At 56.6% G+C, this 26,458-nt stretch carries 23 protein-coding genes; 18 read left to right on the forward strand and 5 right to left on the reverse strand.

Features of this window, described 5'->3' with window-relative positions; genetic code table 11:
- The first annotated feature begins 47 nt into the window (after positions 1–47).
- The 3 genes from ACR0MQ_RS06010 to ACR0MQ_RS06020 all read left to right on the forward strand — a co-directional run bounded on the left by ACR0MQ_RS06010 (position 48) and on the right by ACR0MQ_RS06020 (position 2,603).
- On the forward strand, positions 48–428 hold the full coding sequence (locus ACR0MQ_RS06010) for a hypothetical protein (protein ID WP_170772830.1): 381 nt from the start codon (positions 48–50) through the stop codon (positions 426–428).
- The gene (locus ACR0MQ_RS06015; protein ID WP_480606654.1) at positions 425–1,642 is read left to right on the forward strand and encodes an HlyD family secretion protein; all 1,218 of its coding nucleotides are present in this window, start codon (positions 425–427) and stop codon (positions 1,640–1,642) included. The genes ACR0MQ_RS06010 and ACR0MQ_RS06015 overlap by 4 nt, the downstream gene beginning before the upstream one ends.
- A 508-nt stretch (positions 1,643–2,150) precedes the next feature.
- Positions 2,151–2,603 (forward strand): host attachment family protein, encoded by a 453-nt coding sequence (locus ACR0MQ_RS06020; protein WP_170773119.1) that lies wholly within the window; start codon positions 2,151–2,153, stop codon positions 2,601–2,603.
- A 46-nt stretch (positions 2,604–2,649) separates the two neighbouring features.
- Here ACR0MQ_RS06020 and ACR0MQ_RS06025 read toward each other — a convergent pair whose 3' ends face one another.
- Positions 2,650–3,201, reverse strand: coding sequence for a TIGR00730 family Rossman fold protein (locus ACR0MQ_RS06025; protein WP_170773121.1), 552 nt, complete (start codon positions 3,199–3,201; stop codon positions 2,650–2,652).
- 126 nt (positions 3,202–3,327) lie between these two features.
- Between ACR0MQ_RS06025 and ACR0MQ_RS06030 the strand changes: the two genes are divergently transcribed.
- The 3 genes from ACR0MQ_RS06030 to ACR0MQ_RS06040 all read left to right on the forward strand — a co-directional run bounded on the left by ACR0MQ_RS06030 (position 3,328) and on the right by ACR0MQ_RS06040 (position 7,017).
- Positions 3,328–4,689, forward strand: a complete 1,362-nt coding sequence (locus tag ACR0MQ_RS06030) for a LysM peptidoglycan-binding domain-containing protein (protein ID WP_170773122.1) — start codon at positions 3,328–3,330, stop codon at positions 4,687–4,689.
- Between the two features lie 59 nt (positions 4,690–4,748).
- Positions 4,749–6,560, forward strand: coding sequence for an ABCB family ABC transporter ATP-binding protein/permease (locus tag ACR0MQ_RS06035; protein ID WP_170540708.1), 1,812 nt, complete (start codon positions 4,749–4,751; stop codon positions 6,558–6,560).
- A 133-nt stretch (positions 6,561–6,693) separates the two neighbouring features.
- Positions 6,694–7,017 (forward strand): hypothetical protein, encoded by a 324-nt coding sequence (locus ACR0MQ_RS06040; protein WP_480606657.1) that lies wholly within the window; start codon positions 6,694–6,696, stop codon positions 7,015–7,017.
- Positions 7,018–7,064: 47 nt separating this feature from the next.
- Here ACR0MQ_RS06040 and ACR0MQ_RS06045 read toward each other — a convergent pair whose 3' ends face one another.
- Positions 7,065–10,880, reverse strand: a complete 3,816-nt coding sequence (locus ACR0MQ_RS06045; protein ID WP_170773126.1) for an efflux RND transporter permease subunit — start codon at positions 10,878–10,880, stop codon at positions 7,065–7,067.
- The gene (locus ACR0MQ_RS06050) at positions 10,877–12,100 is read right to left on the reverse strand and encodes an efflux RND transporter periplasmic adaptor subunit (protein ID WP_170773129.1); all 1,224 of its coding nucleotides are present in this window, start codon (positions 12,098–12,100) and stop codon (positions 10,877–10,879) included. The genes ACR0MQ_RS06045 and ACR0MQ_RS06050 overlap by 4 nt, the downstream gene beginning before the upstream one ends.
- Before the next feature lie 226 nt (positions 12,101–12,326).
- Here ACR0MQ_RS06050 and ACR0MQ_RS06055 point away from each other — a divergent pair, with 226 nt between their 5' ends.
- The 5 genes from ACR0MQ_RS06055 to ACR0MQ_RS06075 all read left to right on the forward strand — a co-directional run bounded on the left by ACR0MQ_RS06055 (position 12,327) and on the right by ACR0MQ_RS06075 (position 17,719).
- Positions 12,327–12,998, forward strand: coding sequence for a hypothetical protein (locus ACR0MQ_RS06055; RefSeq protein ID WP_170540696.1), 672 nt, complete (start codon positions 12,327–12,329; stop codon positions 12,996–12,998).
- A 41-nt stretch (positions 12,999–13,039) separates the two neighbouring features.
- A complete protein-coding gene (locus ACR0MQ_RS06060; protein ID WP_480606660.1) occupies positions 13,040–14,362 on the forward strand; it encodes a PQQ-like beta-propeller repeat protein in 1,323 nt (440 codons plus the stop codon).
- A gap of 48 nt (positions 14,363–14,410) precedes the next feature.
- Entirely contained in the window at positions 14,411–15,874 is a 1,464-nt protein-coding gene (gene der / locus ACR0MQ_RS06065) for a ribosome biogenesis GTPase Der (protein WP_170776982.1), read from the forward strand.
- Positions 15,875–16,038: 164 nt separating this feature from the next.
- A complete protein-coding gene (locus tag ACR0MQ_RS06070; RefSeq protein ID WP_480606663.1) occupies positions 16,039–17,025 on the forward strand; it encodes a fatty acid desaturase in 987 nt (328 codons plus the stop codon).
- Positions 16,973–17,719: a helix-hairpin-helix domain-containing protein gene (locus ACR0MQ_RS06075; protein ID WP_480606666.1), complete on the forward strand. Its 747-nt coding sequence runs from the start codon at positions 16,973–16,975 to the stop codon at positions 17,717–17,719. The genes ACR0MQ_RS06070 and ACR0MQ_RS06075 overlap by 53 nt, the downstream gene beginning before the upstream one ends.
- A 50-nt stretch (positions 17,720–17,769) precedes the next feature.
- Here ACR0MQ_RS06075 and serS read toward each other — a convergent pair whose 3' ends face one another.
- Both serS and ACR0MQ_RS06085 read right to left on the reverse strand, forming a co-directional pair.
- The gene (gene serS, locus ACR0MQ_RS06080) at positions 17,770–19,062 is read right to left on the reverse strand and encodes a serine--tRNA ligase (protein ID WP_170773136.1); all 1,293 of its coding nucleotides are present in this window, start codon (positions 19,060–19,062) and stop codon (positions 17,770–17,772) included.
- Positions 19,063–19,134: 72 nt separating this feature from the next.
- The gene (locus ACR0MQ_RS06085) at positions 19,135–20,799 is read right to left on the reverse strand and encodes a mechanosensitive ion channel family protein (RefSeq protein WP_480455752.1); all 1,665 of its coding nucleotides are present in this window, start codon (positions 20,797–20,799) and stop codon (positions 19,135–19,137) included.
- A 192-nt stretch (positions 20,800–20,991) separates the two neighbouring features.
- On the opposite strand from ACR0MQ_RS06085, the gene yajC reads away from it, so the two are divergent.
- From yajC to ccmB, 7 genes are all read left to right on the forward strand, one after another.
- Complete coding sequence (yajC, locus tag ACR0MQ_RS06090; protein WP_010442042.1) at positions 20,992–21,279, forward strand: preprotein translocase subunit YajC; 288 nt, start codon at positions 20,992–20,994, stop codon at positions 21,277–21,279.
- A gap of 33 nt (positions 21,280–21,312) precedes the next feature.
- Positions 21,313–22,974 (forward strand): protein translocase subunit SecD, encoded by a 1,662-nt coding sequence (gene secD / locus ACR0MQ_RS06095; RefSeq protein WP_010442043.1) that lies wholly within the window; start codon positions 21,313–21,315, stop codon positions 22,972–22,974.
- A 1-nt stretch (position 22,975) separates the two neighbouring features.
- On the forward strand, positions 22,976–23,944 hold the full coding sequence (gene secF / locus ACR0MQ_RS06100; protein WP_010442044.1) for a protein translocase subunit SecF: 969 nt from the start codon (positions 22,976–22,978) through the stop codon (positions 23,942–23,944).
- Positions 23,937–24,683 carry a sulfite exporter TauE/SafE family protein gene (locus ACR0MQ_RS06105; protein ID WP_170773142.1) on the forward strand — a complete coding sequence of 249 codons (747 nt, stop codon included), beginning with the start codon at positions 23,937–23,939 and terminating at the stop codon, positions 24,681–24,683. Before secF ends, ACR0MQ_RS06105 begins: the two co-directional genes overlap by 8 nt.
- Before the next feature lie 10 nt (positions 24,684–24,693).
- Positions 24,694–25,047 carry an Mth938-like domain-containing protein gene (locus ACR0MQ_RS06110; protein ID WP_480606670.1) on the forward strand — a complete coding sequence of 118 codons (354 nt, stop codon included), beginning with the start codon at positions 24,694–24,696 and terminating at the stop codon, positions 25,045–25,047.
- 130 nt (positions 25,048–25,177) lie between these two features.
- Positions 25,178–25,792, forward strand: coding sequence for a heme ABC exporter ATP-binding protein CcmA (ccmA, locus tag ACR0MQ_RS06115; RefSeq protein ID WP_480606673.1), 615 nt, complete (start codon positions 25,178–25,180; stop codon positions 25,790–25,792).
- On the forward strand, positions 25,789–26,445 hold the full coding sequence (gene ccmB / locus ACR0MQ_RS06120; RefSeq protein WP_074733966.1) for a heme exporter protein CcmB: 657 nt from the start codon (positions 25,789–25,791) through the stop codon (positions 26,443–26,445). Before ccmA ends, ccmB begins: the two co-directional genes overlap by 4 nt.
- The last annotated feature ends 13 nt before the right edge of the window (positions 26,446–26,458 follow it).

Raw genomic sequence — 26,458 nt, forward strand, 5'->3', positions numbered from 1 at the left:
GAAAATCTACATGCTCAGCGTGGCTGCGCAACAAAAGGACCTGAAACATGAAACCACCCGCGTTCCTTGTGGCGCCCTTAATTGGCGTCATTTCAACTCCGGCCTTTGCCGCTGGCGGCGATCCCAGATGGTGGGTCGCGCCCAATCAAACCGACACCTATGCATGGGTAGGCTTGGTCGTTCTCGCCCTTGCGATCCTGCTGGTCGTACATCTGTATGCGCGCTTTGAACGTTACACCGAACACAAGTCAATCGGCACTCCGCTGCGCACAACTATTCCGACAATGCTCACTGTCGCCTTGGCGTATGAGCTGATGCCTGCCCTGAGCCACTTCAGCAGTCTACTGCCAGGTGCCTTAATCCTGACCGCAATCGCTCGCGACTTCATGTTGTGGTGGCGTCCATCGAAAGAGGAGTTGGCAAAATGATTGAACTTCTCGTCACATCTTTTCCGTTTGTCCTGCGCGTGATTTATCTGAAATGGCGCGGGCTACCGGTCACCCTCTACAATGTTCACCGAGCGCTCTTCATGTGGTTCGTCCTGGCCCTGATCGTGTTCTTTGCTGTATTCTACTACTATCCCAAGTCCTACACCGGCCTCGTGCCATTCAGAACTGTTCCGGTCGTTGCCGAGAACGGCGGAACCGTCACAGACATCTATGTAAAGGGCGGCGATCGTGTCGAACCGGGCGATCCGCTGTTTGCAGTCGAGAATGCGTCGGAACAAGCCGCTGTAGATTTTGCGATGCGCAAAGTTGAAGAGATAGAAAGCGCGAAACTGGCAGCAGAGTTGCAGGTCCAGACCGCGCAGGCCGTTGTGGATGCCGCAGTTACCGCTAGAGAACAGGCTGAGCTGGTGCTGATGGATCACGAGGCACTTCAAGCGAAGGGCTCTGCAGCATTTCAAGTGAGCCAGCTGGAGCGCGCTCAAGCAACTTTGAGCACTCGGGAAGCTGAGGTTGAGGCTGCTGAAACGCAACTTGGTGTGGCGCAAGTTCAGGCAACGGCTGTTCTGCCCGCCCAACTTGCATCGGCGCGTGCATCGTTACAGCAGGCTCAGGTGGAACTCTCAAAGACCCTGACGCTCAGCTCTGTCGATGGTGTAGTTGAACAAGTTACCCTGAATGTTGGTTCACGCGCAGCGCAAGCCGCAATGAGTCCCGCCATGCTGATTGTACCGGATCGGCAAGATGCAGAGAAAGGACGTATCGTTGCCGGTTTCTCGCAGGTTTCTCGCACTGAATTGTACGAAGGTATGGCCGCAGAGGTGGCTTGCGAAAGCAACTTCAACATCTCGATGCGCAATACCGTTCTCCCTGCAAGGATTGTACGTATTCAGGAGCAGATTTCTTCCGGTCAGCTAGCGCCTAGCGGTCGCCTGATTGAGCCTAGTGAAAAGGCGAAACGTGGTCAGATCGTAGTGCAGCTCGATTTGGTGCACCCAGAACACCGCGAACTTTTGGTGCCAGGTAGCGGTTGCATCGTCCAATCTTACACCACCAATTTTGAAGGTGAAATGGAAGGAACACTTGTCGCACACGGGATCCAGGCAATGGGCATCATCAAGGCGGTTGGTCTGCGGGTCAAAGCTTGGTTCGGTCTGACTTCGGGTATCGGTTTGATCGGTGGTGGACACGCCTGATTTTCCAAAGACCCTCCTATTAAGTAAACACGGCTCCCGATAAACGTTGGGAGCCGCTGCTACTACTTACGTACAGACCGCACGCCAAAAAAGCGAGTTCTGCTACGGCTTTCTTCTGCACGGCGAACGATCAATAGGTTCGCTCAGGCAGTCTTTTGTAGGAAAAAGACGACCACATACAGTAGTCCGGAATGTCAGCTTTATCCGCAATGCAGACGTTGAATTTTCGCAAAACATGGCGCCAAAAGTGCTGATCGGCTGTCTCCGCTAATTTCATGACCCTTTCGCCGCGAGTTAGTTCGCCGGTAATTTCCCGCTCATAAATTCGAATTAATCTGAGCGCGTATTGTACTACGCCTCCCAGTGCCTAGCTAAGACAGGCGGAGGGAGAGAACCGCCAAACAATTGAAAAACAAGGCTGTTGCGCGTGGGTGTCTTCATTCGCGGGAAGCTGAAATCATGGCCGCTGGGCGAGGGATCGGCACCTTAACCTTTGAAGGAGACCATTATGGCAGCACTTGAGCAGGGAACATGGGTCATCATCGCAGACGGGGAGAAGGCTCTGGTGATGGAAAATATCACCGACGCGCAAGATCCCAATCTGGTTGTCGTTTCAGTTGAGGAACAAGACAGCGTAACAGCAAAGCCGACGGATCGGGCTGGGCGCAGGTCTGATATCGGCCCCAACCAGAAATCCGCCGTGGAAGAGGACACATGGAGGGCTCACGCCAAGTCTTTGTTCGTGCAGGATGTGGCAAATCTACTGAATCGTAAGGGCATGAAGGGTGCATACAAACGCCTGGTGTTAGTGGCCAGTCCGCATGTTTTGGGTCTGCTGCGCCGCAGATTGCACAGCAAAGTGCTCGCTAAAGTGGTAGCGGAAGTTGATAAGACGCTGACCAACCATCCGTTGCACAAGGTTGAACAGATACTCAGGAATCGATTGGCCAAACCTGCCTGAAGAGAGGTGATCTGCGGGCGGTTCAAACCGCCCGATTACCGTCTTTTCAGTTCAGCAGTCTGCGAAGTTCGGACATCGCTGCCTCAGGCGTGGTGACCCAGGTAATGAACTCTGCCAGTGAAGCGTCGGCAAAGCCTTGACCAATAAGTTGCTCCAGCAATGTATGCAGCGCGTCCCAGTAGCCATCTACATTCATCACCAGAATGGGTTTGTCATGCAGACCCAACTGCCGCCATGTGAGGGCTTCGAACAACTCGTCCAATGAACCAGGTCCGCCAGGCAAGACGACAACGGCATCGGCATTCATGATCATGACCTTCTTGCGTTCGTGCATCGTTTCGGTCACGACAAAGCGGGTTAGGTCAGTTTTACCAACTTCGCGTTGCAACAAGTGGACAGGGATCACTCCAAAAGTATCACCATCAGACGCTTGTGCTGCACGGGCTACTTCGCCCATCAGACCCACATCTCCGGCTCCATAGACTAGCCGCCAGCCTTCTTTGGCCAGTATGGTCCCAAAGTTTTGGGCGGCGGCGGAGTAGGCGGGATTCACTCCATTGCGTGACCCGCAATACACACAGACCGATTTCTGAGACATGGGTTGGGCTCTCTGCTCTTGTGTTAGGGGTTTTGACCCGTGATAGCGGGATTGATAGGTTGGCTCAACCGCTCCTGGGAATGTGTGCCAAATTGGCCAAGTACCGGGCGGAGTGAAAGGATAAGAATGAACGCCAAATCGGGAAGCGGAGGTTCTGGTACCTTCATATGGGGTCTGGTCGCCGGGATCGTTGTGGTGCTCGTTGCGGGCGGATTATATCTGTCAGGTCTGTTTGACCGACCTCAGGAACTGGCCGAGCCAGAAGCAGTTGAAACATCCGAACCGGACGTAACAGCCAAGCAGGAAGCCGAGGAACCTGCAGATATCCAGCCGGATGAACAGACGACAGAAGCTAGCGAACCTGCGCCTGCTACGCCCGTCGAGAGCACCGAGCAAGCCGCTGTAATCGAAGAAGAGCGGGTGCAAGAGAGAGAAGAGCCGGAAACCCCGGTTCTGGCGGCGCCGGTGCTGGATCAGATTTTTGTCGAATCCGATGGAAACGGATTGTTGTCCGGTAGCGCCGAACCAGGGGCTGAGGTCAACGTTCTGCTCGACGGTGAAATTATTCATCGCTTTACTGTCGACGCAAGCGGCCAGTTCGCTGAATTCGTATCGATCCCATTTGCAGACGACGCTCGCGGGCTGGTTCTTGAAACCCGGAGTGGAGAAAGTACCAGCCGGTCAGATGACTATCTGATCGCGGCGCTGCCTGAACCGGTCCCTCCGGTCGAGTCAGACCCTTCTGCCGATGAGCCGGTCAAAGAAGTTGCTGAGGCGCAGACCGTGGTCACCGAAACAAACGATCAGCAAGCAACCGACGAAGCCGAGACCGAAGAAAATGAACCCGAGGTTGCTGGCACCGTTTCGCCGCCCGTAGACCAGGCTGCGCCCGCGACTGAAACACAGTCCGAAACAGTTGACGTGCCTGATCAACAAGTCGCGATCCTGCGCTCGGGCGAAGAAGGTGTTGAACTCGTGCAACCGCCCACCGTGCTGGACACACCGCCGGAACAGATCGCATTGGACACGATCGGGTATTCAGACGTTGGCGATGTGGAGTTGACAGGGCGCGCTCAGGACGGATCTGCAGTGCGCCTGTATCTGGACAACAAACTTGTTGCTGACCTTGAGCCTGCAACGGATGGACAGTGGCGTGGTGAGGTCGAGGGTATAGATCCCGGCGTTTACACCCTACGTGTGGATGAGGTTGCTCCGGATGGGACAGTTGTCAGTCGGCTTGAGACTCCGTTCAAACGCGAGCCCGTCGAGGCTCTGCGTGCAGCCGAAACAACCGAGGCGGGTGAAACCCCAGCAGAAACTCCTGCGATCCGCTTCGTCACGGTTCAAAAGGGCGATACACTTTGGGCGATTTCTCGGGACAGGTTCGGAGATGGTGTGTTGTACGTTAAGCTGTTTGAGGCCAACAAGGACTCGATCCGTGATCCTGATTTGATCTATCCAGGGCAGATTTTCACTATCCCTGAGTAAAAAAGACCACTGGCCCAACACCGGGCCAGGGCTATCTCTGACCGCAGTTAAGGTACGTGATGAGGCAACCATCCGCGATTCAATCCGAGCCGGACGAGCAACGTTCAGGCTGGCGCACGATCCGCAAGGTAGCGCCCTATCTTTGGCCTGAAGATGAGCCATGGGTCAAACGCCGTGTGGTTTGGGCGATGGCGATGCTGGTGCTGGCCAAGCTGATCGCTGTTTATACACCGATTCTGTATAAAGGCGCAGTGGATGGACTGGCGGGTGAGGGCGTGCCACCGATTGCGCTGGGTGCGATTGGTTTGACGGTTGCCTATGGGGTTGCCCGCATGATGACCGTCGGGTTCCAGCAATTGCGGGATGCGTTGTTTGCCCCAGTTGGTCAACGGGCGTTGCGGGCGTTGGCGCTTGAGACGTTTCAGCATATTCACCAGCTTTCGATGCGTTATCACGTGACGCGGCGCACGGGTGGTCTGAGCAGAATTATCGAGCGCGGGGTGAAGGGCGTTGAATTCCTTTTACGTTTTCTGCTCTTCTCGATTGGGCCACTGATCCTGGAACTGCTTCTGGTGTCGGTCATACTGCTGTGGCTGTTTGACGTCTGGTATCTGGTCGTCGTCGCGGTGACGATCGCGCTTTATATTTGGTTCACATTTGCGGTGACTGAATGGCGCGTGAAGTTGCGGCGCGAGATGAATGATCAGGATACCGAAGCCAATCAGCGCGCCATCGACAGCCTTCTAAACTTTGAAACGGTTAAATATTTCAATGCCGAGATGCGCGAAGCAGAACGCTATGACGTCTCGATGAAAGGCTATGCCCAGGCTGCGCTGAAGACGGCTTATTCGCTGGCATTCCTGAATTTCGGCCAATCGTTCCTGATCACTTGTGGTCTGATTGGAGTGATGGTTCTGGCCGCCATAGGCGTGCAAAAAGGATCATTGACTGTGGGCGACTTCGTGATGGTCAACGCATACATGATCCAGATTACGGTTCCGCTGAACTTTCTGGGCACGGTTTACCGCGAGATCCGGCAGTCACTGGTGGATATGGGGCAGATGTTCGATCTGCTCGAACAACCGGCAGAAGTGACAGACAAACCTTGTGCGCCAAACCTCAAGGTAGATGGTGGAGAGGTCACGCTTGAAAACGTGCATTTCGGATATGAAGCGGATCGCGAAATCCTGAAGGGTGTGTCGCTGACGGTGCCTGCCGGGCAGACCGTGGCGATTGTCGGGGCGACAGGTTCAGGTAAATCCACCATTGGGCGGCTGCTGTTCCGGTTCTATGACGTAACAGGCGGCGCATTGAAGATCGACGGACAGGACGTGCGCGATGTCAGCCAATCGAGCCTGCATGCCTCGATCGGGGTGGTTCCGCAGGATACGGTTCTGTTCAATGATACGATCCGCTACAACATCGCCTATGGGCGCGAAGGGGCGACCCAGCAGGATGTTGAGGCCGCCGCTAAAGCCGCTCAGATTCACGATTTCATCGTCAGTCTGCCTGAAGGGTATGACACCAAGGTCGGCGAACGTGGCTTGAAATTATCAGGTGGTGAAAAACAACGCGTTGGTATCGCCAGAACGCTTCTGAAAAACCCGCCGATCTTGTTGCTCGACGAGGCGACCTCGGCCTTGGATACGGAAACCGAGCAAGACATCAAAGACGCTCTGGCACGTGCAGGTGAGGGCCGGACTGTGATCACTATCGCTCATCGTCTTAGCACAATTGCCGAAGCAGACCGGATTGTTGTGCTTGAGCGAGGTGAGATCATCGAGCAGGGCACGCATGATGAGTTGCTGGGGCATGAGGGGCGATATGCCCAGCTGTGGAGCCGTCAGCAATCCGACAGCCAAGCGGCCTGAGCTCAACGGCCCTTACAACTGATGATTGTGCGGATCGGTATAAAAAATCGGTCGCTGCGATACGGTTTTCCGTTTGACGCGGACCCGCCGCCGCGACACTGTGCGCGCCGAAACAAAGACAAGGAATAACCTTATGAAAATGCGAGCGGCGGCGGTGTTGGCTGCAACACTAATGATGGCGACTTCGGCAGCAGCTGAGGATCTGGAATTCTTGATCATCAACGAAACCAGCTATGATCTGGTTGAGTTCAACGTGTCTCCGACCTCGTCCGGCAGCTGGGAAGGCAATCTGCTTGAGGGTGGTTATCTGGGTGCGGATTACGAAGTGGGCGTCCTCATCGCGGACGGGCTAACCACCTGTGTCTATGACATCCGCGGTGTTTTCAGCGACGGAGAATCGATTGAAGATTATGGTCTGAACCTGTGCGAACTGGGCGAATACGCGTTCGTCGAATAACACTTCTGCCAGAAACGAAAAGGCGAGCCCGAGGGCTCGCCTTTTTTTTATTCCGCCGCCTTCAGCGGGGTTGTTGGTGGATGATCTGGCCGGTCGTCCAGAGCGCTCTGATCAGGGGCAACTCGGTCCGGTTCATCGGTCCAGATCATCTCGGCTGCTTGCACATCTCGCGCGCTTTGGCCGATTGCCATGTCCTGCGCGATCTGGCTGGACCGTCCCGCCGTGGCGCGCGCCAGCGCCTTACCCAGCCATACCGCATAGGTTGTGACCCACACCCGTAGCGCCAGGAATGAAGGCGTGACGATCAGCGTCAGCACCGTGGCCGTGCCGAGGCCAAAGACCACCGCCGTCGCCAGCTGTTTCCACCACAGAGCCGTAGGGCTATCGATCGAATATCCGCCACCGATGAAATCCAGCGATAGGCCGAACATCATTGGGGTCAGACCCGCCATGGTCGTCAACGTGGTCAACAGAACCGGACGGATACGCGCCTCGGCCGTGCGGACGATGGCATCGATACGCGACATGTAACCGCTGTATTCCTGATAGGTGTCAATCAGAACGATGTTGTTGTTCACAACGATACCAGCCAAGGCGACGATCCCGGTCCCGGTCATGATGATCGAGAACGGTTGTTGCATGACCATCATGCCCAGCAACACGCCGGTGGTAGACAGAACCACGGCCAGCAGCACCAGCACCGAGTTGTAGAACGAGTTGAACTGCGCCAGCAGGATCACGAACATCAGGCCTAGAGCGGCAAGGAATGCGCTGGACAGGAAAGCCTGGCTTTCAGCCTGATCTTCCTGATCGCCGGTCCACTCCCACGCGATGGTGCGGCCGAACGGGTCGGTCTGCAGCCATTCGGTCAGCACAGCAATCCTTTCGTTCGGATTGATCAGGGCAAACCGAGCGTCACCGCTTTCGATGGCGGCCCGCACTTCGCCCACATTCTCGGCGCCCGTCAGCTTCACGAGTTCGAACTCGGCTCCGTCCATATTGGTGATCGTGGTGCCGGTTGGTGTGGAACCTTCGCCAATCGCTCGCACTGTGGCCAGACGCAGTTCTGCGCCGTCCGGGCCAGTGGTCACGATCTTGCTCAGCCCCGGTTCGACATCTGCCTTGACGTCGTAGTAGCGCTGCTGGTCCACGCGATTGATCTCGGCCAGCTTGGCCACCGGTTTGCGGGTTACAAAGTTCGACAAGGGGACCAACCCGTCCGGGGTGCGAACTTTCAGCGTATCCAGCGTTGACAAGACACGATCCTGATCGGGCAGGCGGACACGGATTTCAACTTCTTCATCGGTCGAATCCGGACGCATCTCACCAAGCAGGATACCGCGTGTAACAAGCTGTACCATCGCGCCTACGGTTGCGACGTCAGCGCCGAACCGGCCCGCCTTGGCAACGTCCACGTCGATCTGCCAGTCGATGCCGGGTAGGGGCAGGGTGTCCTCGATCTTGATCAGGCCGGGGGTGGTATCAAACGCCTCGCGCGCTGTGAGCGTGGCCGCGGTCAATTCTTCCCAGCTATCGCCCTTGATCCGCAGATGAACGGGCTTGGCCGAGGCGGGACCTTGCTCCAGCGCCTGAATATCAACGATGAAGCCGGGAAGAGTTGCTAACTCTGCGGTGAGTTCTTCCAGAACAAAATTGCCGTCATATTCGGCTGCAACTTCCTCCTTTGCAAAGCCGAGCAGACCAGCAATCGGTCCCCAGAACCAACCGGTAATCTGCTCAGAGCTGATTGGGCGATCTTCCCAAGGAATGAGCTCGAACTGCACACGGCCAATAGTGTCGGCTGGGGCTTCTGCTCCGCCATTGTTCTGATTCAGACCGCCTTCGCCCGCAAAGGCAAATACGTTGATCACTGCCGGATGTTCACTGATGACGCGTTCGGCCTGAAGAACCATCTCGTCTTTTTCAGCCAGAGACAGGTTGCCACGCGCCCGAACATAGGCTGTAGCCTGTTCCGGTTCGCTCTCGACGAAGAATTCGACACCGCGCGAGTTCTGCGGGAACAGGATGAACGCGACCCAGAATACCGCCGCAAAGACTACGGCGATTGATACCACCGGCATGACCGGATTGCCGACCAGGAACTTAGTCACGTAACCAAAGGGCGTGTGCTCTTTTGTGGTATGCACATGTTCATCCGGGGCCCGTTCGATCTTGGCTGCGCTCAGCGTGACCGACCCGGCGAATGCGCCGAACAGGAACAACAGCACACCAGCGAGTGAACCGCCGGGCAGCAGATAGTTGGGGTTCAAGACCTGCATTGCGCCGAGGAAGATCATATATAGTGAAGGCGGCACCAGTAGCGCCCGCACCCACCATGGTGCGCGTGCCCGCAGCCAGTTCGAACTGCGCTCGAAGCTGCGGCTCATACGGCCCGAGACACCACCCACAACCGGCAGGTAGATCAGTGCAACGATCAGCGAAGCAGACAGAACGAAGATCAGCGTGATCGGCAGCATCTTCATGAATTCGCCGGGAATACCGGGCCAGAACAGCATCGGCAGGAAGGCGCACAAGGTCGTGGCGGTTGATGAGACAATCGGCCAGAACATCCGCTGCGCCGCCTCGACATAGGCGTGCATCGGGCCGACGCCTTCTTTGATGCGCTTGTCGGCATATTCCACCACAACGATGGCACCATCAACAAGCATACCCACTGCAAGGATCAGGCCGAACATTACCATATTCGAGATTGTGACCCCGATCATCGCCAGAAAGGCGAAGCACAACAGGAACGAGGTCGGGATTGCAAAACCCACCAGCAATGCGGCGCGTGTTCCCAACGAAGCCAGAACCACGATCATCACAAGTGCAACCGCGGTCAGGACCGACCCCTCAAGCTGACGCACCATCGAATCGACGATGCGGCTTTGGTCGTTCGAGGTGCCTACATCAACTGCGGCCTGCAACTCGGTTGGCCAATTGGTCTGAGCCGCTGCGACGGTGGATTTGATCAGCGCAACGGTGTCGATCAGATTGAAGCCCTTGCGCTTGACGACCTGCAGTGCGACGGTGGATTCTCCGTTGAACCGGGCCGTGCCAGCGCGGTCCTCAAAAGTATAGTTAATCTCGGCCAGTTCACCCAGGGTGACGACGCGGTCACCATTGACCTTGACGGGCAGGCCATAGACGTCCTGCGCGGTCTTGAATGACGACGGGATCTTGACCGAGAACGTGCCCTGCTCGGTTTCAACCTCACCCGCCGCGATCAGTTGGTTGTTGTTCTGCACAACGTTGATCAGTTCAGCGGCCGTGACATTGTAGGCCTCAAGCCGGAGCGGGTCGATCACGACCTCAAGCATTTCATCGCGGTTTCCGGCGATACCGGCCTCAAGCACCGCATCCAACGCCTCAAGCTCGTCCTGCAGGTCTTTGGCAACGCGCGCCATCGTGCGCTCCGGGACCGGACCAGTCAGGTTGACAATGACGATAGGAAATTCAGAGAAGTTGACCTCGGTAATCGTATACTGCTCGGCCCCATCGGGGAAATCGGCCTGAGCGCTGTTCATGGCGTCGCGCACATCGGCGATGGTGGCGGATTTGTCCCAACCGAACTCGAATTCCAGCAGAACGCCCGCGTAGCTTTCAGCAGCAGTGGCGGTCATCGAATCTAGCCCGTCGAGATCGGCCATCTCGGTTTCCATCGGCTTGATCAGTAGGCTCTCGCTATCTTCCGCCGAGATGCCCGGAAACTGGACCGATACAAATAGCATCGGGATATCGATATCCGGCTCACCCTCTTTCGGCAGCCCTACATAAGCATATCCGCCGATAACCAGCGAGATCGCGATGAAAGCCAGAACCATTCTGGCTCGGCTTGCGGCCCAACTGACGATACCCGTCATTGCGATGCTTCCCTGTAGGTCGGCGCAACGGTTACGCCGCGTGTCACGAATTCCTGACCGATCACGATAATATCAGCGGTTTCTGGCAGGCCGCCAACCCAAACACCCTCGGCAGTGTCGCGCAACAGGCGGATTGGAACGAAATCGACAACGTTTTCAGTGACAACGGTGCGTACACCAAGTTCGCCCTCATTGTTCAGGGTCAACGCGGATTGCGGCAGCAGATGTGCTTTGACGCCCTCGGCAGCGATTTGGATATTGGCGGTCTGGCCATCACGGATCAGAAGTTCCGGGTTGGGAACGGTGATTTCTACTTCGAACGTACGTGTGGTTTCGTCAGCTGATCGGCTGAGGAAGGTGACGCGCCCTTCGACCTGCAAGCCTGTGACCAGTTGTGCAGACGCCATCGAACCGACGATAATCCGGTTCACTTCGGTTTCAGGCACAAAAGCCACCAACTTGATTGGGTCTAGCTGGATAACAGTTGCACACAGCGAACCGGGCTGCATCAGACTGCCCAATTCCGCGGTATCGCTTTCCAGCAGCCCCTTGAACGGTGCCTCGATAGTGAGGCGATCTATCTCGCGTTGGGCGGCTGCAACCGCTGCAGTGGCGGCTTCAATGCCCGCTTGCGTTGATTCCAGACCAGCCTCAGCGGATTTGATGCCAGCCTCGGCGGTACTCATTTCGGCCTCGCTCGAGATGCGGCGCGTTTCTGAACCGAACCCGGTTTCAGACAGCTTGCGTGCTGCTTTCAGATTGATTTCAGCCTCGGCCAGACGAGCATGAGCCTCTTCGATACGTGCTTCGGCTTCGGGGACACGGCTTTCGGCCTCAAGCTTTGCAGCCATCGCTTCGGCCAGACTTGCGGGGCGGGTGCCAGGATCCAGCTCACACAGTAGATCACCCGCTTCGACAAACGCGCCTTTGCGCTTTGGCTCTGACACGACGGTCGAGGTCGTCTCAGCCAGTACCTCGACCTGGCGATTTGCCTTGGTTTGACCGCGCAACTGGACCGCACTGCCAATTTCGCGCGCAGTCGAACGCACCACGACAACACCTATCGCATCCGGAGCAGGCACTGATTCCGAAACCTCAGTTGCGGCTTCAGCAGGCTCATCCCCGCGACCAGCGAACGCAAAAAGCGTGTCGCGTTCGAATACAAGAAAATACAACGCAATAATAACCAAAACAGCGTTAACGAATGAAATCAATCGCATGCGGTACAATCTCCAGATCTGTTCGCGCGGCTGGCTTTCGCCTCTATCACTTGAAATGGGGTAATAGAAACGGCTTTTCCATACTGAACTGAATAGTTCGGTTTAGTTTTTTTCGCAAGGGCCACGCGGATGCGGGCAAATGTGTGGATTCGAGCACTTGGCTTGGCCTGAACGGCGCGGTATGACATGGCGCTAGAAAACCGGACACTTAAGCCTGGGGGCAGGGATGAGCGACGTCGACAGTTTTATTGATGAGGTCACCGAAGAGGTGCGCCGCGATCGCATGTACCTGCTATTGCGCCGATGGGGTTGGGTGGGTGTTGTCGCAGTCGTTGCCATTGTAGGTGGCGCGGCATTCAACGAATACCGTAAGGCGCGCGATACAAATCAGGCCGAAGCTCTGGGTGATGCGATTCTGTCTGCTTTGTCTCAGAACGCATCCGATGAACGCGCAGCCAGCCTGCGAGCGGTCGATGCCTCATCTGCCGGAGGTGACGCGGTTCTGAATATGTTATTGGCTGCATCGCAGGCCGATGCAGGATCGCAACAGGATGCTGTGAACAGCCTGAACGCGATCGCTACACAAGGGGATTTGCCAGAAATCTACCGGGCGATTGCAAGTTTCAAGGCTTTGCTGCTGCAAGCCGACACGATGCCCGTCGCAGATCGCCGTCAACAATTCGAGGCGCTTGCGATACCCGGTGCGCCTTTGCGCTTGCTTGCCGAGGAGCAACTGGCCCTGATTGATGTGACCGAGGGAAGTACACAGGCTGCGTTGGATCGCTTGCAGGCTTTGCGCCAGGACGCCGAAGCCAGCGCCGATCTACAGCAACGCGCAGCCCAACTGATCATTGCGCTTGGGGGTGTGCCCGAGCCTGTCGCAACCCAGCAGGGTTGACCCGGCAGCGAAACGGAACATCACAGGCGAGTTTGTCGAATATGGTAACACGTTATTTCTCACGCTTTGGATTGGTCGCCGCAGCAGTTTCCTTGACTGCGCTGAGCGCATGTCAGGAACCCGAGATTATTCTGCCCGGTGAGCGTGAGGATATTCGCGCCGCCGATGACAACGAAACCGTGGAAACACGTGGCGCCAAGCCAATTAGCATTCCGGCCCAAAGCCGGAACGCGAACTGGTCGCAAAGCCCGGGCACCCCTGCATTCCGCACTACAAATGCCGCATTGAACCCCACGCCACAGCGTATCTGGTCAGCCAACATTGGTTCCGGTGACCGCCGGAAACAGCGGATTACCGCAGACCCGGTTGTTGCTGGTGGTTTGATTTATACGCTCGATTCCGGTGCGACTGTTTCGGCGGTGACGCCACAGGGGCAAGTTGCCTGGAGCACCAATCTGATTCCACCGAATGAAAAAGACGTCGATGCCACGGGGGGCGGGCTCGCTTACGCCGATGGTGTATTGTACGTCTCATCGGGTTTTGGTCGTTTGACCGCATTAGATGCTAAAACAGGCGCTCAAAAGTGGCAAAAGCGTTTGAATGCAACCGGCAGCGGCGCGCCTTTGGTCAGTGGCGGGATTCTATATCTGGTAGCCGGGGACGAGACCGGCTGGGCGGTGAACACAAAGGACGGCCGGATCATCTGGCAAATTGACGGCACTCCGAGCGTCGGGAACGTTTTGGGTGCACCAGCGCCGGTCATCGCCTCTGACCTGTCGGTCTTTGCGTTTGGATCGGGGGACATCGCTGCGACTTTTCGCCGGGGAGGCATCTTGCGATGGAACGCATCTGTAGCGGGTGGCCGCCGGGGTCGCGCGGCGGCTCAGATCGTAGACGTGACAGCCGGGCCTATGGTGTCCGGCAATTCGATCCTGATCGGCAACCACTCGGGTCGTACGGTTTCCTTTGATACCGGTTCGGGCGAGCGGAACTGGACCGCTCTGGAAGGTGCGGTTGATACGGTCTGGCCTGCAGGAAACAGTGTTTTCCTGATCAGCGATCGCAGCCAACTGGTGCGTCTGGACGCAGCGGATGGCTCGATTGTCTGGGCAATCGATCTGCCCGGATTCGTCAAGAACAAGCCGGGCCGTCGGGGTCCGATCTTTGCTCACTACGGCCCGATCATGGCCGGAGGGCGGCTGGTTGTAGCTTCGAACGATGGGTATCTACGCTTCTTCAATCCAGTTGACGGCGCGTTGGTCCATCAGATCGAAGTGCCGGGCGGCGCGACCACTGCGCCGGTTGTGGCGGGTCAGACGCTCTATGTCGTTTCGACCAAGGGCGAATTGCACGCTTTCCGTTGACGACAAGATGCGCTAAAGGGCGCTTCTTGAGTCTTGAAAGATGAGAACATGTCGCTGACCCTCGCCATTGTGGGGCGCCCGAATGTGGGCAAATCCACCCTGTTCAATCGCCTCGTGGGCAAACGTCTGGCTTTGGTTGACGACCAGCCCGGCGTGACGCGTGATTTGCGCGAAGGCGAGGGCCGTTTGGGAGATCTGCGCTTTACCGTGATCGATACGGCGGGTCTTGAGGACGCGACCGATGACAGCCTGCAGGGCCGGATGCGGCGACTGACCGAGCGTGCTGTGGACATGGCTGATGTTTGCTTGTTCATGATCGACGCGCGGGTAGGGCTTACGCCGACCGATGAAATGTTTGCTGATATCCTGCGCAAAAAATCCAAGCATGTGATCCTTGCCGCCAATAAGGCCGAAGGCAACGCGGCCGATGCGGGTGTGCTTGAGGCTTACAACCTTGGTCTTGGCGAACCGGTGCGCCTGTCTGGCGAGCATGGCGAGGGGATGACTGATCTCTATGCCCAACTTATGCCACTGGCGGATGCGGCAGCGGAAAAGGCACAGGACGACAGCCCCGAAATTGATATCGAACTGGACGAGGATGGCGAGGGTGAAGCCCTTTTGATCACGGCTGATAAACCTCTGCAGGTGGCTGTGGTTGGGCGGCCAAATGCCGGTAAATCCACTTTGATCAACAAGATCATCGGGGAAGATCGTCTGCTGACCGGCCCCGAGGCCGGGATTACCCGTGACGCTATCAGCTTGCGGATCGATTGGGCTGACCCTGATGGCGACAGCACACCGATGCGGATCTTCGACACAGCAGGGATGCGCAAGAAGGCCAAGGTGCAGGAGAAGTTGGAGAAGCTCTCGGTCTCGGATGGTCTGAGGGCGGTCAAGTTTGCCGAAGTCGTCGTGGTTCTGTTGGACGCGGCCATCCCGTTCGAACAGCAGGATCTGCGGATCGCCGATCTGGCTGAACGCGAAGGCCGCGCCGTGGTCGTCGCCGTGAACAAGTGGGACATCGAGGACAACAAGCAAGAAAAACTTCGTGACCTGAAAGAGTCGTTTGACCGTTTGTTGCCACAACTGCGTGGTGCGCCTCTGATCACGGTATCGGCCAAAACAGGTAGGGGGCTGGAGCGTTTACGCGCCGCGATCCTACGCGCTCATGACGTTTGGAACCGACGCGTGCCGACCGCAGCGTTGAACCGTTGGCTGACCGCCATGCTGGAACAGCACCCGCCTCCAGCGCCGCAGGGTCGTCGGATTAAGCTGCGTTATATGACTCAAGCGAAAACGCGCCCACCGGGGTTCGTTGTGATGTGCTCGCATCCCGACAAGATGCCCGCAAGCTACAACCGCTATCTGGTCAATGGGTTGCGCGAGGATTTTGACATGCCGGGCACCCCGATCCGTCTGACTTTGCGTGGGCAGGGCGACAAGAACCCCTACAAGGGCCGTCGCAAGAAGAACGCAGGCGCCTTGGCCAAGCATCTCAAGGGACGCGCGTAACCGCGCTAATTTTCAGCATTTTCAGTGAGGGGGCGTGACAGCCCCGTTTCCGCGCGCTAGCATTCAAGTGCGTGCATTTGTATTTGCACGTGCTGCTTGATTGCGGGTTTGCCGCACGTAATTTGAGTTTGAGATTGGTCGGAGCACCCTGGGGAGCGGGCGTGATGGATCTGAGAGAATATACAAGACAATACGCGGTACAGGACAATACGCTTGCCGCCCTTAGCTATTTCGGAACATTTGCGGTGTATTTCGCATCGCTGGCTTTGGCGATCACGTATGTTGACCAGTGGTATGTCATGATTCCGGCAGGGATCGTTTTTGCCTTTTCTGCAGTCCGTCTATACGTGCTGCAGCATGATTGCGGTCACCATTCGCTGTTTGAAACCCGTCTGCAAAACGAATGGGCTGGCCACGGATTGTCGCCATTTACCTTCGCCCCGTTCGAAGTGATGAAGCAGAACCATAATCTGCACCATGCTGGGATCGGAAACCTCGAACACCGCGAGACAGGTGAAATTCACACAATGACGCTGCGTGAATGGAACGAAGCCGATTGGAAAACGCGTCTGTTTTATAGGCTTTACCGGAACCCGTTCATTCTTGTGCCGATTGGTGCTTTGTTCACCTACTTCATTCGCTATCGCTGGCCCAAGAATACTGTTCGGTTTGGGGTGATGGGTGTGCTGCTGCATAACCTCTCAATTATCGTGTTTCTGGGACTGCTTTACCTGATTGCAGGCGCCACCGGTATTTTAGTCTGGTTGGTCTTTTCTCTGCTCGGGGGCATGCTTGGTGTGTTTCTAGTGTATCTGCAGCATAATTTCGAAGACACCTATTGGGACCGACGTCCTGAGTTGGACCCCAAGCTAGCAGCACTGGAAGGATCATCGGCATTGGATTTCGGTTGGTGGTTTGACAATGCCGTGGCTTGCATCACCCTGCACGACATTCACCACTTCAATGCGCGCATTCCGTCCTATCGTCTGCGCGCGTGCCACTATAACTTACCCCCGGAATACACGCCGCGTCGGATCAAATTTCCCGAAGCAGTGGCGGCACTGAACCTGAAGCTTTGGGATGAGGAAGCCAAACGCCTTGTCCCATTCCCCAACAGAACCGAGCAGCACCGGCTGGCCGAAAGCGGTTAACGTTACAAATGCTGTCGCTCTCTCTACTTTTTCGTCAATGCCAAAACATTTACGTTGCCAAGGGGAGACAACGAAAGGAACCGACATGACCGCAGTTACCGACGTGAGTGGGGTAGGGCCAACGCTGGAGCGGGCGCTGAATTCAAAGGGCTTCAAAACAGCAGAAGCCTTAGCAAAGGCCAAACCTGAAGACGTGCTTGGTATTCCGCGCGTCGGTATTGCCCGCGCAGCCAAGTTGATCGCAGCGGCGAAGGCTGTTGCAGGTGCCAAACCCAAGACCGCGGTTCGTGCACCAGCACGCCGCCCAACCAAGCAAAAGCCAGCAGCAAAGCAATCTGCGGTACGTCGGGCAACTGCAAAAAGCAATGCCGCCGCGAACAAGGCCGAGGCCGAGCGAAAAGCCACAGAAGAACGCCTTGCGGCGGAGAGAGTCGCTGCCGAGGCCAAGGCGAAGAAAAAGGCAAAGGCCAAAGCCAAGGCTGAGAAGGCTGCGAAGAAGAAATCCGAAATGGAAGCAGCATTTTCCAAAGCCAAGGAAAAGGTCAAGGAAAAGTCCAAGAAGGGCAAGAAAGACAAAAAGCCCAAAAAGGACAACAAGAAGAAGGACGCTAAGAAGAAGTCTGACAAAAAGTCCGGCAAAACGTCTGAAAAAAAATCTGGTAAGAAGAACAATAAGAAAAAGGCGAAGAAGTAACTCTTCTTCGCCTTGTCAATCGGGAACCGGCATCATCGATGCCGGTTTTGTTATGCCAGTGTACCGTCGATCTGTAGCGTAAGCTTGCCGCCCAGATAGGGGCCCAAAGCTTCGGGCAGGGTCACCGTGCCATCCGCGTTCTGGCCATTCTCAAGCACGGCGATCAGGCAGCGCCCGACAGCCAGGCCAGACCCGTTCAAGGTGTGAACATATTCCGGTTTACCGCCAGCTTCTGGCCGGAAGCGTGCGTTCATTCGGCGGGCCTGGAAATCACCGCAGGTCGAAACCGAACTGATCTCGCGATAGGTGTCCTGACCGGGTAGCCAAGCCTCGATGTCATAGGTGCGACGTGCGCCAAAGCCCATGTCGCCCGTGCAAAGAATGACGGTGCGATAGGGGATGCCCAGTTTTTCCAGAATACCTTCGGCGCAGCGCAGCATGCGCTTTTGCTCGTCGTCCGATTTGTCCGGGTGCGTGACCGAGACCATCTCGACCTTTTCGAACTGGTGCTGGCGCAGCATCCCGCGCGTGTCCCTGCCTGCCGAGCCCGCTTCGGACCGGAAGCAGAGGGAATGCGCAGTATAACGGCGGGGCAGATAGCTTTCCTCGATCATCGTGTCGTTGACGATGTTGGTCAGCGACACTTCGGAGGTTGGGATCAACCACCAGCCCTCGCGGGTCTGATAGCTGTCCTCGCCGAATTTCGGTAGCTGGCCAGTGCCTTGCATCATTTCCGAGAGAACCAGAACCGGGCCGTTAACCTCGGTCAATTCATTCTCATTGATATGCGTATCCAGCATCAACTGCGCCAGAGCGCGATGGATGCGCGCGACGCCGCCCGAGAGCAGTACAAAGCGAGAGCCGGACAGCTTGGCAGCGGTTTCGAAATCCATACCGCTCTGGACGGCTTCGATTTCAAAATGCTCTTTCGGTGCAAAATCCAAGGCGCGCGGAGTGCCCCAACGGCTGATCTCGACATTGTCGTTCTCATCCGCACCTTCGGGCACATCCTCTGCCGGCAGGTTGGCGATACGGATCAGCTGGTCGGTCAGCAGAGCGTCCAGGTCCTTGGCTTCGGTCTGCATCTGGGCCACTTCGGCCTTTTTCTCGGCCACCAGCGCGCGCAGACGTTCGAATTCAGCCTCATCGCCGCGCCCCTTGGCGGCACCAACCTCTTTGGAGGCCTTGTTTTGCTCGGCTTGAGCCGTCTCGGCTGCCAGAATCTTGGCGCGGCGACTTTCGTCCAGCCTTAGCAGGTCTGACGACACCGGCGCGTCCCCACGGCGCGCAAGGGCGGCGTCGAAGGCGGCTGGGTTTTCGCGAATGGCGCGGATGTCGTGCATGGTTCAGATCCTTAAATGCGTGAATCACTGAAACCGCTTATGCACCATCTGAAAGGAAGGGTGTAGCGCCGGTTACGACTTATCCGCGTCGTCGTGCGTTTCATGTGCTAGATGACCATCCCACTCTTCCGCTGGGATCTTCGGCTCGGGCGGATCAGCCATGTACGAAGGTGTCATGATTTGCACGTTGTTTTCGTTGAACACGGCAACGATGTTGCGATGCAAATCCGAGCGGATCTTCGGGATGATACTGCCCCGTGTGCTATATCCGTTGATCTGATAATTGATCGCGTAATCCGCCAAAGCAGTCCACAAAACAAAGGGTTCGGGTTTGGCTTTGATGCTCTTGGTACGATGTGCGGCCTCGATCAGCATCGCTTCGACCTTCTCGGGCGGTTCTTCATATCCGATCCCAACCGTTGTATGCAGCAGCAACCCATTGCCATCGGTTTTTTTTGAGAAGTTCACCACGTCCGAATTCATCAATTGCGCGTTCGGGATCGAGATCAGCTCATTCTTGATCGACTTCAGATGTGTCTCCATCAGCTTGATCTGCACTACATCTCCGATGTGGTCTCCGATCTGGATACGGTCCCCGAGCGAAGTCGAGCGGCGATAAATCACGAAAAGCCCCGCCAGCATATTCGAGACCACCGAGTTCGCGCCCAACGACAGCATCGCGCCGACAAGGATAGTCAGTCCCTGAAAGGCCGCAGAGTCCGATCCGGGAATGTAAGGGACAGCAAAGACCAGTGCGATCAGTATCACAACAACCCGGGCGATGTTAAACGTGGGGCCAATCCAGTGTTTCTCGAAATCGCCAAGATCGAACGATCCCGCTTCGACTGCGTCAAAGAACACGCGCATTCCCCGGATGATATACATCGTTATCCAGGTGATAAGCACCAGCATGATCAGGTTCGGGAAATAGCTGAGGATACCCTTGAAGATCAGCAGGACCGGCTCGGTCAGGTAGGTCAGCAGCAATTGCGCAAAGTATCGCGTTTCGGCAAAGGCCAGCAGAACGAAGGAGAGATAGTAATAGAAGCCAAGGAAAAAGATCACCAGCAATACGAAATTCAGGGCATACCGGATCAATGCCGCTATGGCCTCGGCCTGGACGCTCTTGGCGGTCGCAGTTTCGACGTCTTTGAGATAGCGCTTAACCAGTTTAAGCGTCCGCCGCCTGATGCGTCGGTGTAACCAGAGAATGATGACAACGAATAACGCGAAGCCGAGCGTCCAGGCCAGGGCCTCGATAGCACCCGAAACGCGTGCTTGTTCCGTGCGATTGGCGCGGTAGTTTTCGATCGCCTGTTCAATAGCTTGGCCGTGCAATAACCCGAGAACATTCAGATCCATTTGTTCAAGTTCGGAATCCGCATCGGTCACGATCGAAACCTGGATGCCATCGGCAAATATCCGGATCCCGAATTCAGAGTCCTCGAAGGTTATCGAAACTTTCTTTGCATCCGAGGATTCGGCTACTTCTATGATCTTGTTCTGAACACCCTCCGCCCGCTCGTTTGCGGGCAAAGCGCTGGAGCCGCGCACATGAAACAGGGTATCGCCATCAACGATAACTGGAGCCTGAAAGGTCTGTGTTTCAGAATCCTCTGTGTTTTGTTCTTCTCCGATTACGTTCTGTGACCAAAGTGGTGGTGCCAAGAGACAAAGAGAAACCGTCAAAAGGATTAGGCGAATAAACTTGCCAAAGGTCTGGATTAATTGAATCATTGGGCCCCCCTGGCCACAACTATATCCGACTTGCCGGGGCTGCCTAGAACATATCTGCAACGTCCCGCATCAATCCTGTGCACTTGATAGGTGAATTGCAGATGCGTTTGCTTGCAAACGTCTGAACCAAAGCATAGGTTCGCGCCAACTTTGCAGAGAGCCCTCTGCATTACCAGAACAAAGGAATATGTCATGGAAGGTGGCGCAATCGCCCAGTTTCTCCCGCTGATCCTGATTTTCGGGATCATGTATTTTCTGCTGATCCGCCCGCAGCAGAAGAAGATGAAGGAACATCAGGCCATGGTCGAAGCCGTGCGCAGGGGTGATCAGGTTGTCACGCAAGGTGGGCTGATCGGCAAGGTGTCCAAGGTCAAGGAAGGCGATAACGAGATTGAGGTCGAGATTGCAGAAGGCGTGAAGGTTCGCGTGGTCAAATCGACCATCGCTCAGGTTCTGAACAAGACCGAACCGGCGAAGTAACTTCGCGCGTCAAATCCTTGAAAAGGCAGGGTAATGCTGCAAATTGATTCCTGGAAACGGGTCCTGATATGGTCGGTCTGCGTGATCGGCCTACTGTTGGCCCTGCCGAATGCGTTCTATACACGCGTTGAGCAATCGAATGATGCCAAAGCCGCAATTGAGCTTGGCATCGATACACCTGAGATGCAGGCGGAGGCGGCGCAATGGCCGAACTGGCTGCCTTCATCACTTGTCAATCTGGGTCTCGATTTGCGCGGCGGCGCGCATCTGCTGGCTGAAGTTAAGGTTGATGACGTCTACGAATCTCGGATGGAGGCGATGTGGCCCGAAATCCGCGATGCGTTGCGCGATGAGCGCGCCACGGTAGGCACCATTCGCCGACAAGACTCGGCCCCTGATGAGATTCGCGTGCGCATTAGTCAGCCCGAAGGTATGTCGCGTGCGCTGGAAGTCGTGCGCGGTCTGGCGCGTCAGGTGCAAACACTGACCGGGGTTGGGGCCACTGACATCGAAGCCCGCGCTGAAGGAGATACCATTGTCGTACAATTGTCCGAGGCTGAAAAGCTTGCCTCGGATGACCGTACGGTGCGTCAGGCGCTTGAGATTATTCGTCGCCGCATCGACGAAGTCGGCACGCGAGAACCGACAATCCAACGCCAAGGTGCTGACCGGATACTGATACAGGTGCCGGGCATCGGTAGCGCAGGTGAGTTGAAAGACATTATCGGCACCACGGCTCAGCTGACGTTCAACCCCGTGGTGGGGCGCGGTACTGATCCTGACGCCATCGCGGGTGTGGGTGAAGAAGTTGTTCCTTCGATCGATGAGGACGGGGTTTATTACACCTTGGAATCAGCGCCGGTGGTAACCGGGGAAGAGCTGGTCGACGCACAACCGTCATTCGATCAGAACGGACGCCCTGCGGTCAGCTTCCGTTTCAATACTTCTGGTGCCCGCAAGTTTGGTGACTACACGCTAGAAAATATCGGCGCGCCGTTCGCCATTGTCTTGGATGATGAAGTGATCTCGGCCCCTGTAATCCAAAGCCATATTCCTGGTGGTTCCGGCATCATCACCGGTAACTTCACGGTGGAGGAAAGCACCAATCTGGCGGTCCTGCTGCGTGCGGGGGCCTTGCCTGCGGGCCTGGAATTTCTTGAAGAGCGCACCATCGGCCCGGAGCTGGGGCAAGACAGCATCGATGCGGGTAAAGTCGCGACAATCGTGGCGTTTGTCGCGGTATTGGTGTTCATGGCGCTCAGCTATGGCCTGTTTGGCATCTTCGCCAATATTGCGCTGATCCTGAATGTGGGCTTGCTCTTCGGACTGCTCTCTTTGATCGGTGCGACGCTGACCCTTCCAGGGATCGCTGGGATCGTACTGACGGTCGGTATGGCTGTGGACGCCAATGTGCTGATCTTTGAACGCATTCGCGAAGAACTGAAATCTGCCAAAGGCCCTGCGCGCGCAATCGAGCTGGGCTATGAAAAGGCGCTTTCGGCCATTCTGGACGCGAACGTAACGACATTCATCACCGCAACCATTCTGTTTGCCATGGGTAGCGGGCCGGTACGCGGGTTCTCCATTACACTTGGTCTGGGTATTCTGACCTCGGTCTTCACCGCGATCTTTGTAACGCGCCTGATGATCGTAATCTGGTTCGAACGCCGCCGTCCGAAAACGATCGAGGTTTGACATGAGACTGAAACTCGTACCGCAAAACACCTCGTTCGATTTCTTCAGCCGCTGGAAGATCTGGCTGGGTATTTCGGGCCTGATGATGGTAATTGCGTTTACCTCGTTCCTTCTGCAGGGGCTGAACTTCGGCATCGACTTCCGCGGGGGCACCACGATCCGCACGCAATCCGCGCAAGAGATCGACGTGGGCGCCTATCGCGACGCCATCGCGCCGCTGGAACTTGGCGACGTGACCATCACGGAGATTTTCGATCCGACATTTGGCGAGGATGAAAACGTCGCGATGATCCGTATTCAGGCACAGGATGGAGCCGAAGCTGTGTCTGCAGCAATCGTGACCGCCGTTGAAGAAGCGTTGACTGTTGCAGCGCCGGACATTCAGTTCGTTTCGGTCGAATCCGTGGGCCCCAAGGTCTCGGGCGAGTTGATCCAGACCGCAGTGATTGCTGTCGCCTTGGCCATCGGCGCGGTGCTTGTCTATATCTGGCTCCGGTTCGAATGGCAGTTTGCTCTGGGTGCGGTCGCCGCGCTGGTGCATGACGTGATCCTGACCATTGGTATCTTCTCGGAACTGCAAATTCGCTTTGACCTGGCCATCATCGCGGCGCTCCTGACCATTGTCGGCTATTCGCTGAATGACACCGTGGTTGTCTTTGACCGCGTTCGCGAAAACCTTCGCAAATACAAGAAGAAAGACCTCAAAGAGGTTTTGAACATCTCGATCAATGAAACGCTCAGCCGGACGGTGATGACCTCGGTGACCACGCTGCTGGCGTTGATTTCACTCTATGTCTTGGGCGGGGATGTGATCCGCGGCTTCGTCTTCGCGATGATCTGGGGCGTGATTGTCGGGACCTATTCGTCGGTCTTCGTGGCCTCGACCATCCTGCTGTGGCTGGGGGTCAAACGCGACTGGTCGAAACCGTCGAATACGGCGGGCAACCAATTTGCCAACATCGATGCCTGAGTATTTCGGTCAGACCCCAACTGGTCTGGCCGTTATCATTTTCGCTGCCTTTGTTGGGGGCATCGTGCGCGGTTTCTCCGGCTTTGGCACGGCCCTGATATTCCTGCCCATCGCCAGCCCCTATCTTGGCCCCTTCGGTGCCATCATCGCGCTGACAGTTATGGATATATTCGGGCCCATCCCAAACCTACGCCGCGCATGGTCTGTCGTCGACAAAGGAGATTTGGGGCGCCTTCTACTCGGATGCGCATTAGTACTGCCGGTAGGTTTATGGCTGCTCACGCGTACGCAACCCGAAGTATTTCGCTATTTGGTCAGTGTGATCTCGTTGTCGATGCTTGTCGTACTGATATTTGGTCTGCGCTATCGCGGGACGGTGCGGCGCCGCATGGTTGTGGCAATTGGCGGGGCAGCGGGGCTGCTCGGTGGAGTGGCCGGGATACCGGGACCAGCTGTCATCCTGTTCTACATGTCGCGCCCATTGCCGGTTGAGATAATCCGCGCGACGATCCTACTGTTCCTGTTTGTTTTCGATTTGCTGGTCCTTGGATACCTCGGCGGGATGGAGCGTCTTTCGCTGGCAAGCATTGGATTGGGCCTCGCGCTGGCGATCCCCAACATCGCTGGTAACTGGCTGGGGGGCTGGATGTTCCGACCCGAACATGAAAGGCTGTACCGCGCCGCAGCCTATCTGGTGATCGCAACAGCGGCCTTGTCCGGCCTGCCGCTTTGGGGCTAGAACCCTCCGCATGCGCTTAAATGAGATCACATATACAAACGCTCAACCCGTCGATGGCTATGGCCCTGGGTTCTTTCGGGTCGGTGGGCAGGTTCATAAAGGGGCAGTCTTGACCGGCCCCACCGGAACTTCGATTTGGGCAGGATTCTCGGAGGCGGATCCGCTTTTGGCCTTGTCCGAACATGTCGACGTTCTGTTCATCGGTACGGGCAAAGACCTGACCCACATCCCCACCGACCTACGCACTAGGCTAGAAGAGGCGGGGCTGGGTGTCGAAATCATGAACTCTCCGGCTGCCTGCCGCACCTACAACGTGCTACTTTCCGAAGGCCGCCGCGTTGCGCTTGCGCTAATTCCGGTCTGAGGATCTGTTCTTCATCTGGCTAAAAATATCCCAGGGAGTGTAAGGGGCCGGCCCCTCACTGCGATCCAACCAGCCGCTCTGCGGCAATTCCGACCTTTTGCCCACACGCACAATCCGCTAAGCGGACTTCATGACTTTGAAGGTAACCGATCTGGCTATCGCACGCGGCGGTGTTCCCGTGCTCGAAGGGCTGAGCTTCTCGCTTGAGGCCGGAAGGGCGCTGATCCTGCGGGGGCCGAATGGGATCGGAAAGACAACATTACTGCGTACGCTTGCGGGTCTGCAGCCGCCGCTGACGGGGCAGATCGACGGGGCAGAAGACCAAATCGCTTACGCGTCCCATTCTGACGGGTTAAAGCCGACCCTCACCGTGGTCGAAAATCTCAACTTCTGGGCGTCGGTGTTTGGCATCCGAGATATCCAGCATGCTCTGGATGCATTTGAGCTGAACGAGTTGGCCGACCGCCATGCGGGCAACCTTTCGGCGGGGCAAAAACGGCGTCTTGGATTGGCGCGGTTGCTGGTTACCGGGCGTCCAATCTGGATGCTGGATGAGCCGACGGTCTCGCTGGATCGTCACGCCGTGCAGATGTTCGCGGATGCGGTACGCGCGCATCTGGGGCAGGGTGGTTCGGCCCTCATCGCGACCCATATCGATCTTGGATTGGACGGAGAGGTTTTGGACGTTGGCCCCAACAAGGCCAAACCCAAACCCATCGACGATTTTGACGGAGGCTTCCTGTGATCGCTTTATTGCTGCGTGATCTGAAACTGGCCTTCCGCGCAGGGGGTGGCTTTGGCCTCGGTCTTGCTTTCTTCCTGATCGTCACCGTTCTGGTGCCATTTTCGGTAGGCCCGCAATCCTCGTTGCTTTCGACCATCGCGCCGGGCGTTCTTTGGCTGGGCGCGCTTTTGGCGTGCCTGCTTTCGCTGGACCGTCTGCTGGCGCTGGATTGGGAAGACGGCTCGCTTGATCTGCTTGCCACCGCGCCGCTGCCACTGGAGTCGGTCGTCACCATCAAAGCGCTAGCCCATTGGTTGACCACAGGATTGCCGCTGGTGTTGGCTGCGCCGTTTTTGGGCGTTTTACTAAACCTGCCTGTACCTGGGTTTTCGTGGCTGGTGATCTCACTGCTGCTTGGCACCCCGGCGATGAGCGTTATCGGTACCTTCGGCGCAGCCCTCACCGTGGGCCTGAAACGGGGCGGTCTGCTTCTTTCGCTTCTGGTTTTACCGCTTTACGTGCCGACATTGATCTTCGGGGCCGAGGTTGCCCGACGCGGTGCGACAGGTATGGAGACGCAAACGCCCCTGCTTATGCTGGCAGGGATTACCGCCGCTACGGTCGCACTTTTACCCTTTGCCAGCGCCGCCGTGCTGCGCATCAATCTTAGGTGATGGGAACAAAGCT

This window comes from Ruegeria sp. AN6 (genome assembly GCF_056540425.1).

Coding starts and splice junctions, on each gene's coding strand:
- serS (WP_170773136.1), bottom strand. CDS start 19,062: ATGCACGACATCCGCGCCATTCGCGAAAACCCAGCCGCCTTCGACGCC.
- ccmA (WP_480606673.1), top strand. CDS start 25,178: ATGACTTTGAAGGTAACCGATCTGGCTATCGCACGCGGCGGTGTTCCC.
- secD (WP_010442043.1), top strand. CDS start 21,313: ATGCTGCAAATTGATTCCTGGAAACGGGTCCTGATATGGTCGGTCTGC.
- ACR0MQ_RS06110 (WP_480606670.1), top strand. CDS start 24,694: ATGCGCTTAAATGAGATCACATATACAAACGCTCAACCCGTCGATGGC.
- yajC (WP_010442042.1), top strand. CDS start 20,992: ATGGAAGGTGGCGCAATCGCCCAGTTTCTCCCGCTGATCCTGATTTTC.
- ACR0MQ_RS06055 (WP_170540696.1), top strand. CDS start 12,327: ATGAGCGACGTCGACAGTTTTATTGATGAGGTCACCGAAGAGGTGCGC.
- ACR0MQ_RS06035 (WP_170540708.1), top strand. CDS start 4,749: ATGAGGCAACCATCCGCGATTCAATCCGAGCCGGACGAGCAACGTTCA.
- ACR0MQ_RS06025 (WP_170773121.1), bottom strand. CDS start 3,201: ATGTCTCAGAAATCGGTCTGTGTGTATTGCGGGTCACGCAATGGAGTG.
- ACR0MQ_RS06060 (WP_480606660.1), top strand. CDS start 13,040: ATGGTAACACGTTATTTCTCACGCTTTGGATTGGTCGCCGCAGCAGTT.
- ACR0MQ_RS06030 (WP_170773122.1), top strand. CDS start 3,328: ATGAACGCCAAATCGGGAAGCGGAGGTTCTGGTACCTTCATATGGGGT.
- ACR0MQ_RS06105 (WP_170773142.1), top strand. CDS start 23,937: ATGCCTGAGTATTTCGGTCAGACCCCAACTGGTCTGGCCGTTATCATT.
- ACR0MQ_RS06020 (WP_170773119.1), top strand. CDS start 2,151: ATGGCAGCACTTGAGCAGGGAACATGGGTCATCATCGCAGACGGGGAG.
- der (WP_170776982.1), top strand. CDS start 14,411: ATGTCGCTGACCCTCGCCATTGTGGGGCGCCCGAATGTGGGCAAATCC.
- secF (WP_010442044.1), top strand. CDS start 22,976: ATGAGACTGAAACTCGTACCGCAAAACACCTCGTTCGATTTCTTCAGC.
- ACR0MQ_RS06015 (WP_480606654.1), top strand. CDS start 425: ATGATTGAACTTCTCGTCACATCTTTTCCGTTTGTCCTGCGCGTGATT.
- ACR0MQ_RS06070 (WP_480606663.1), top strand. CDS start 16,039: ATGGATCTGAGAGAATATACAAGACAATACGCGGTACAGGACAATACG.
- ACR0MQ_RS06045 (WP_170773126.1), bottom strand. CDS start 10,880: ATGACGGGTATCGTCAGTTGGGCCGCAAGCCGAGCCAGAATGGTTCTG.
- ACR0MQ_RS06040 (WP_480606657.1), top strand. CDS start 6,694: ATGAAAATGCGAGCGGCGGCGGTGTTGGCTGCAACACTAATGATGGCG.
- ACR0MQ_RS06050 (WP_170773129.1), bottom strand. CDS start 12,100: ATGCGATTGATTTCATTCGTTAACGCTGTTTTGGTTATTATTGCGTTG.
- ACR0MQ_RS06085 (WP_480455752.1), bottom strand. CDS start 20,799: ATGATTCAATTAATCCAGACCTTTGGCAAGTTTATTCGCCTAATCCTT.
- ACR0MQ_RS06010 (WP_170772830.1), top strand. CDS start 48: ATGAAACCACCCGCGTTCCTTGTGGCGCCCTTAATTGGCGTCATTTCA.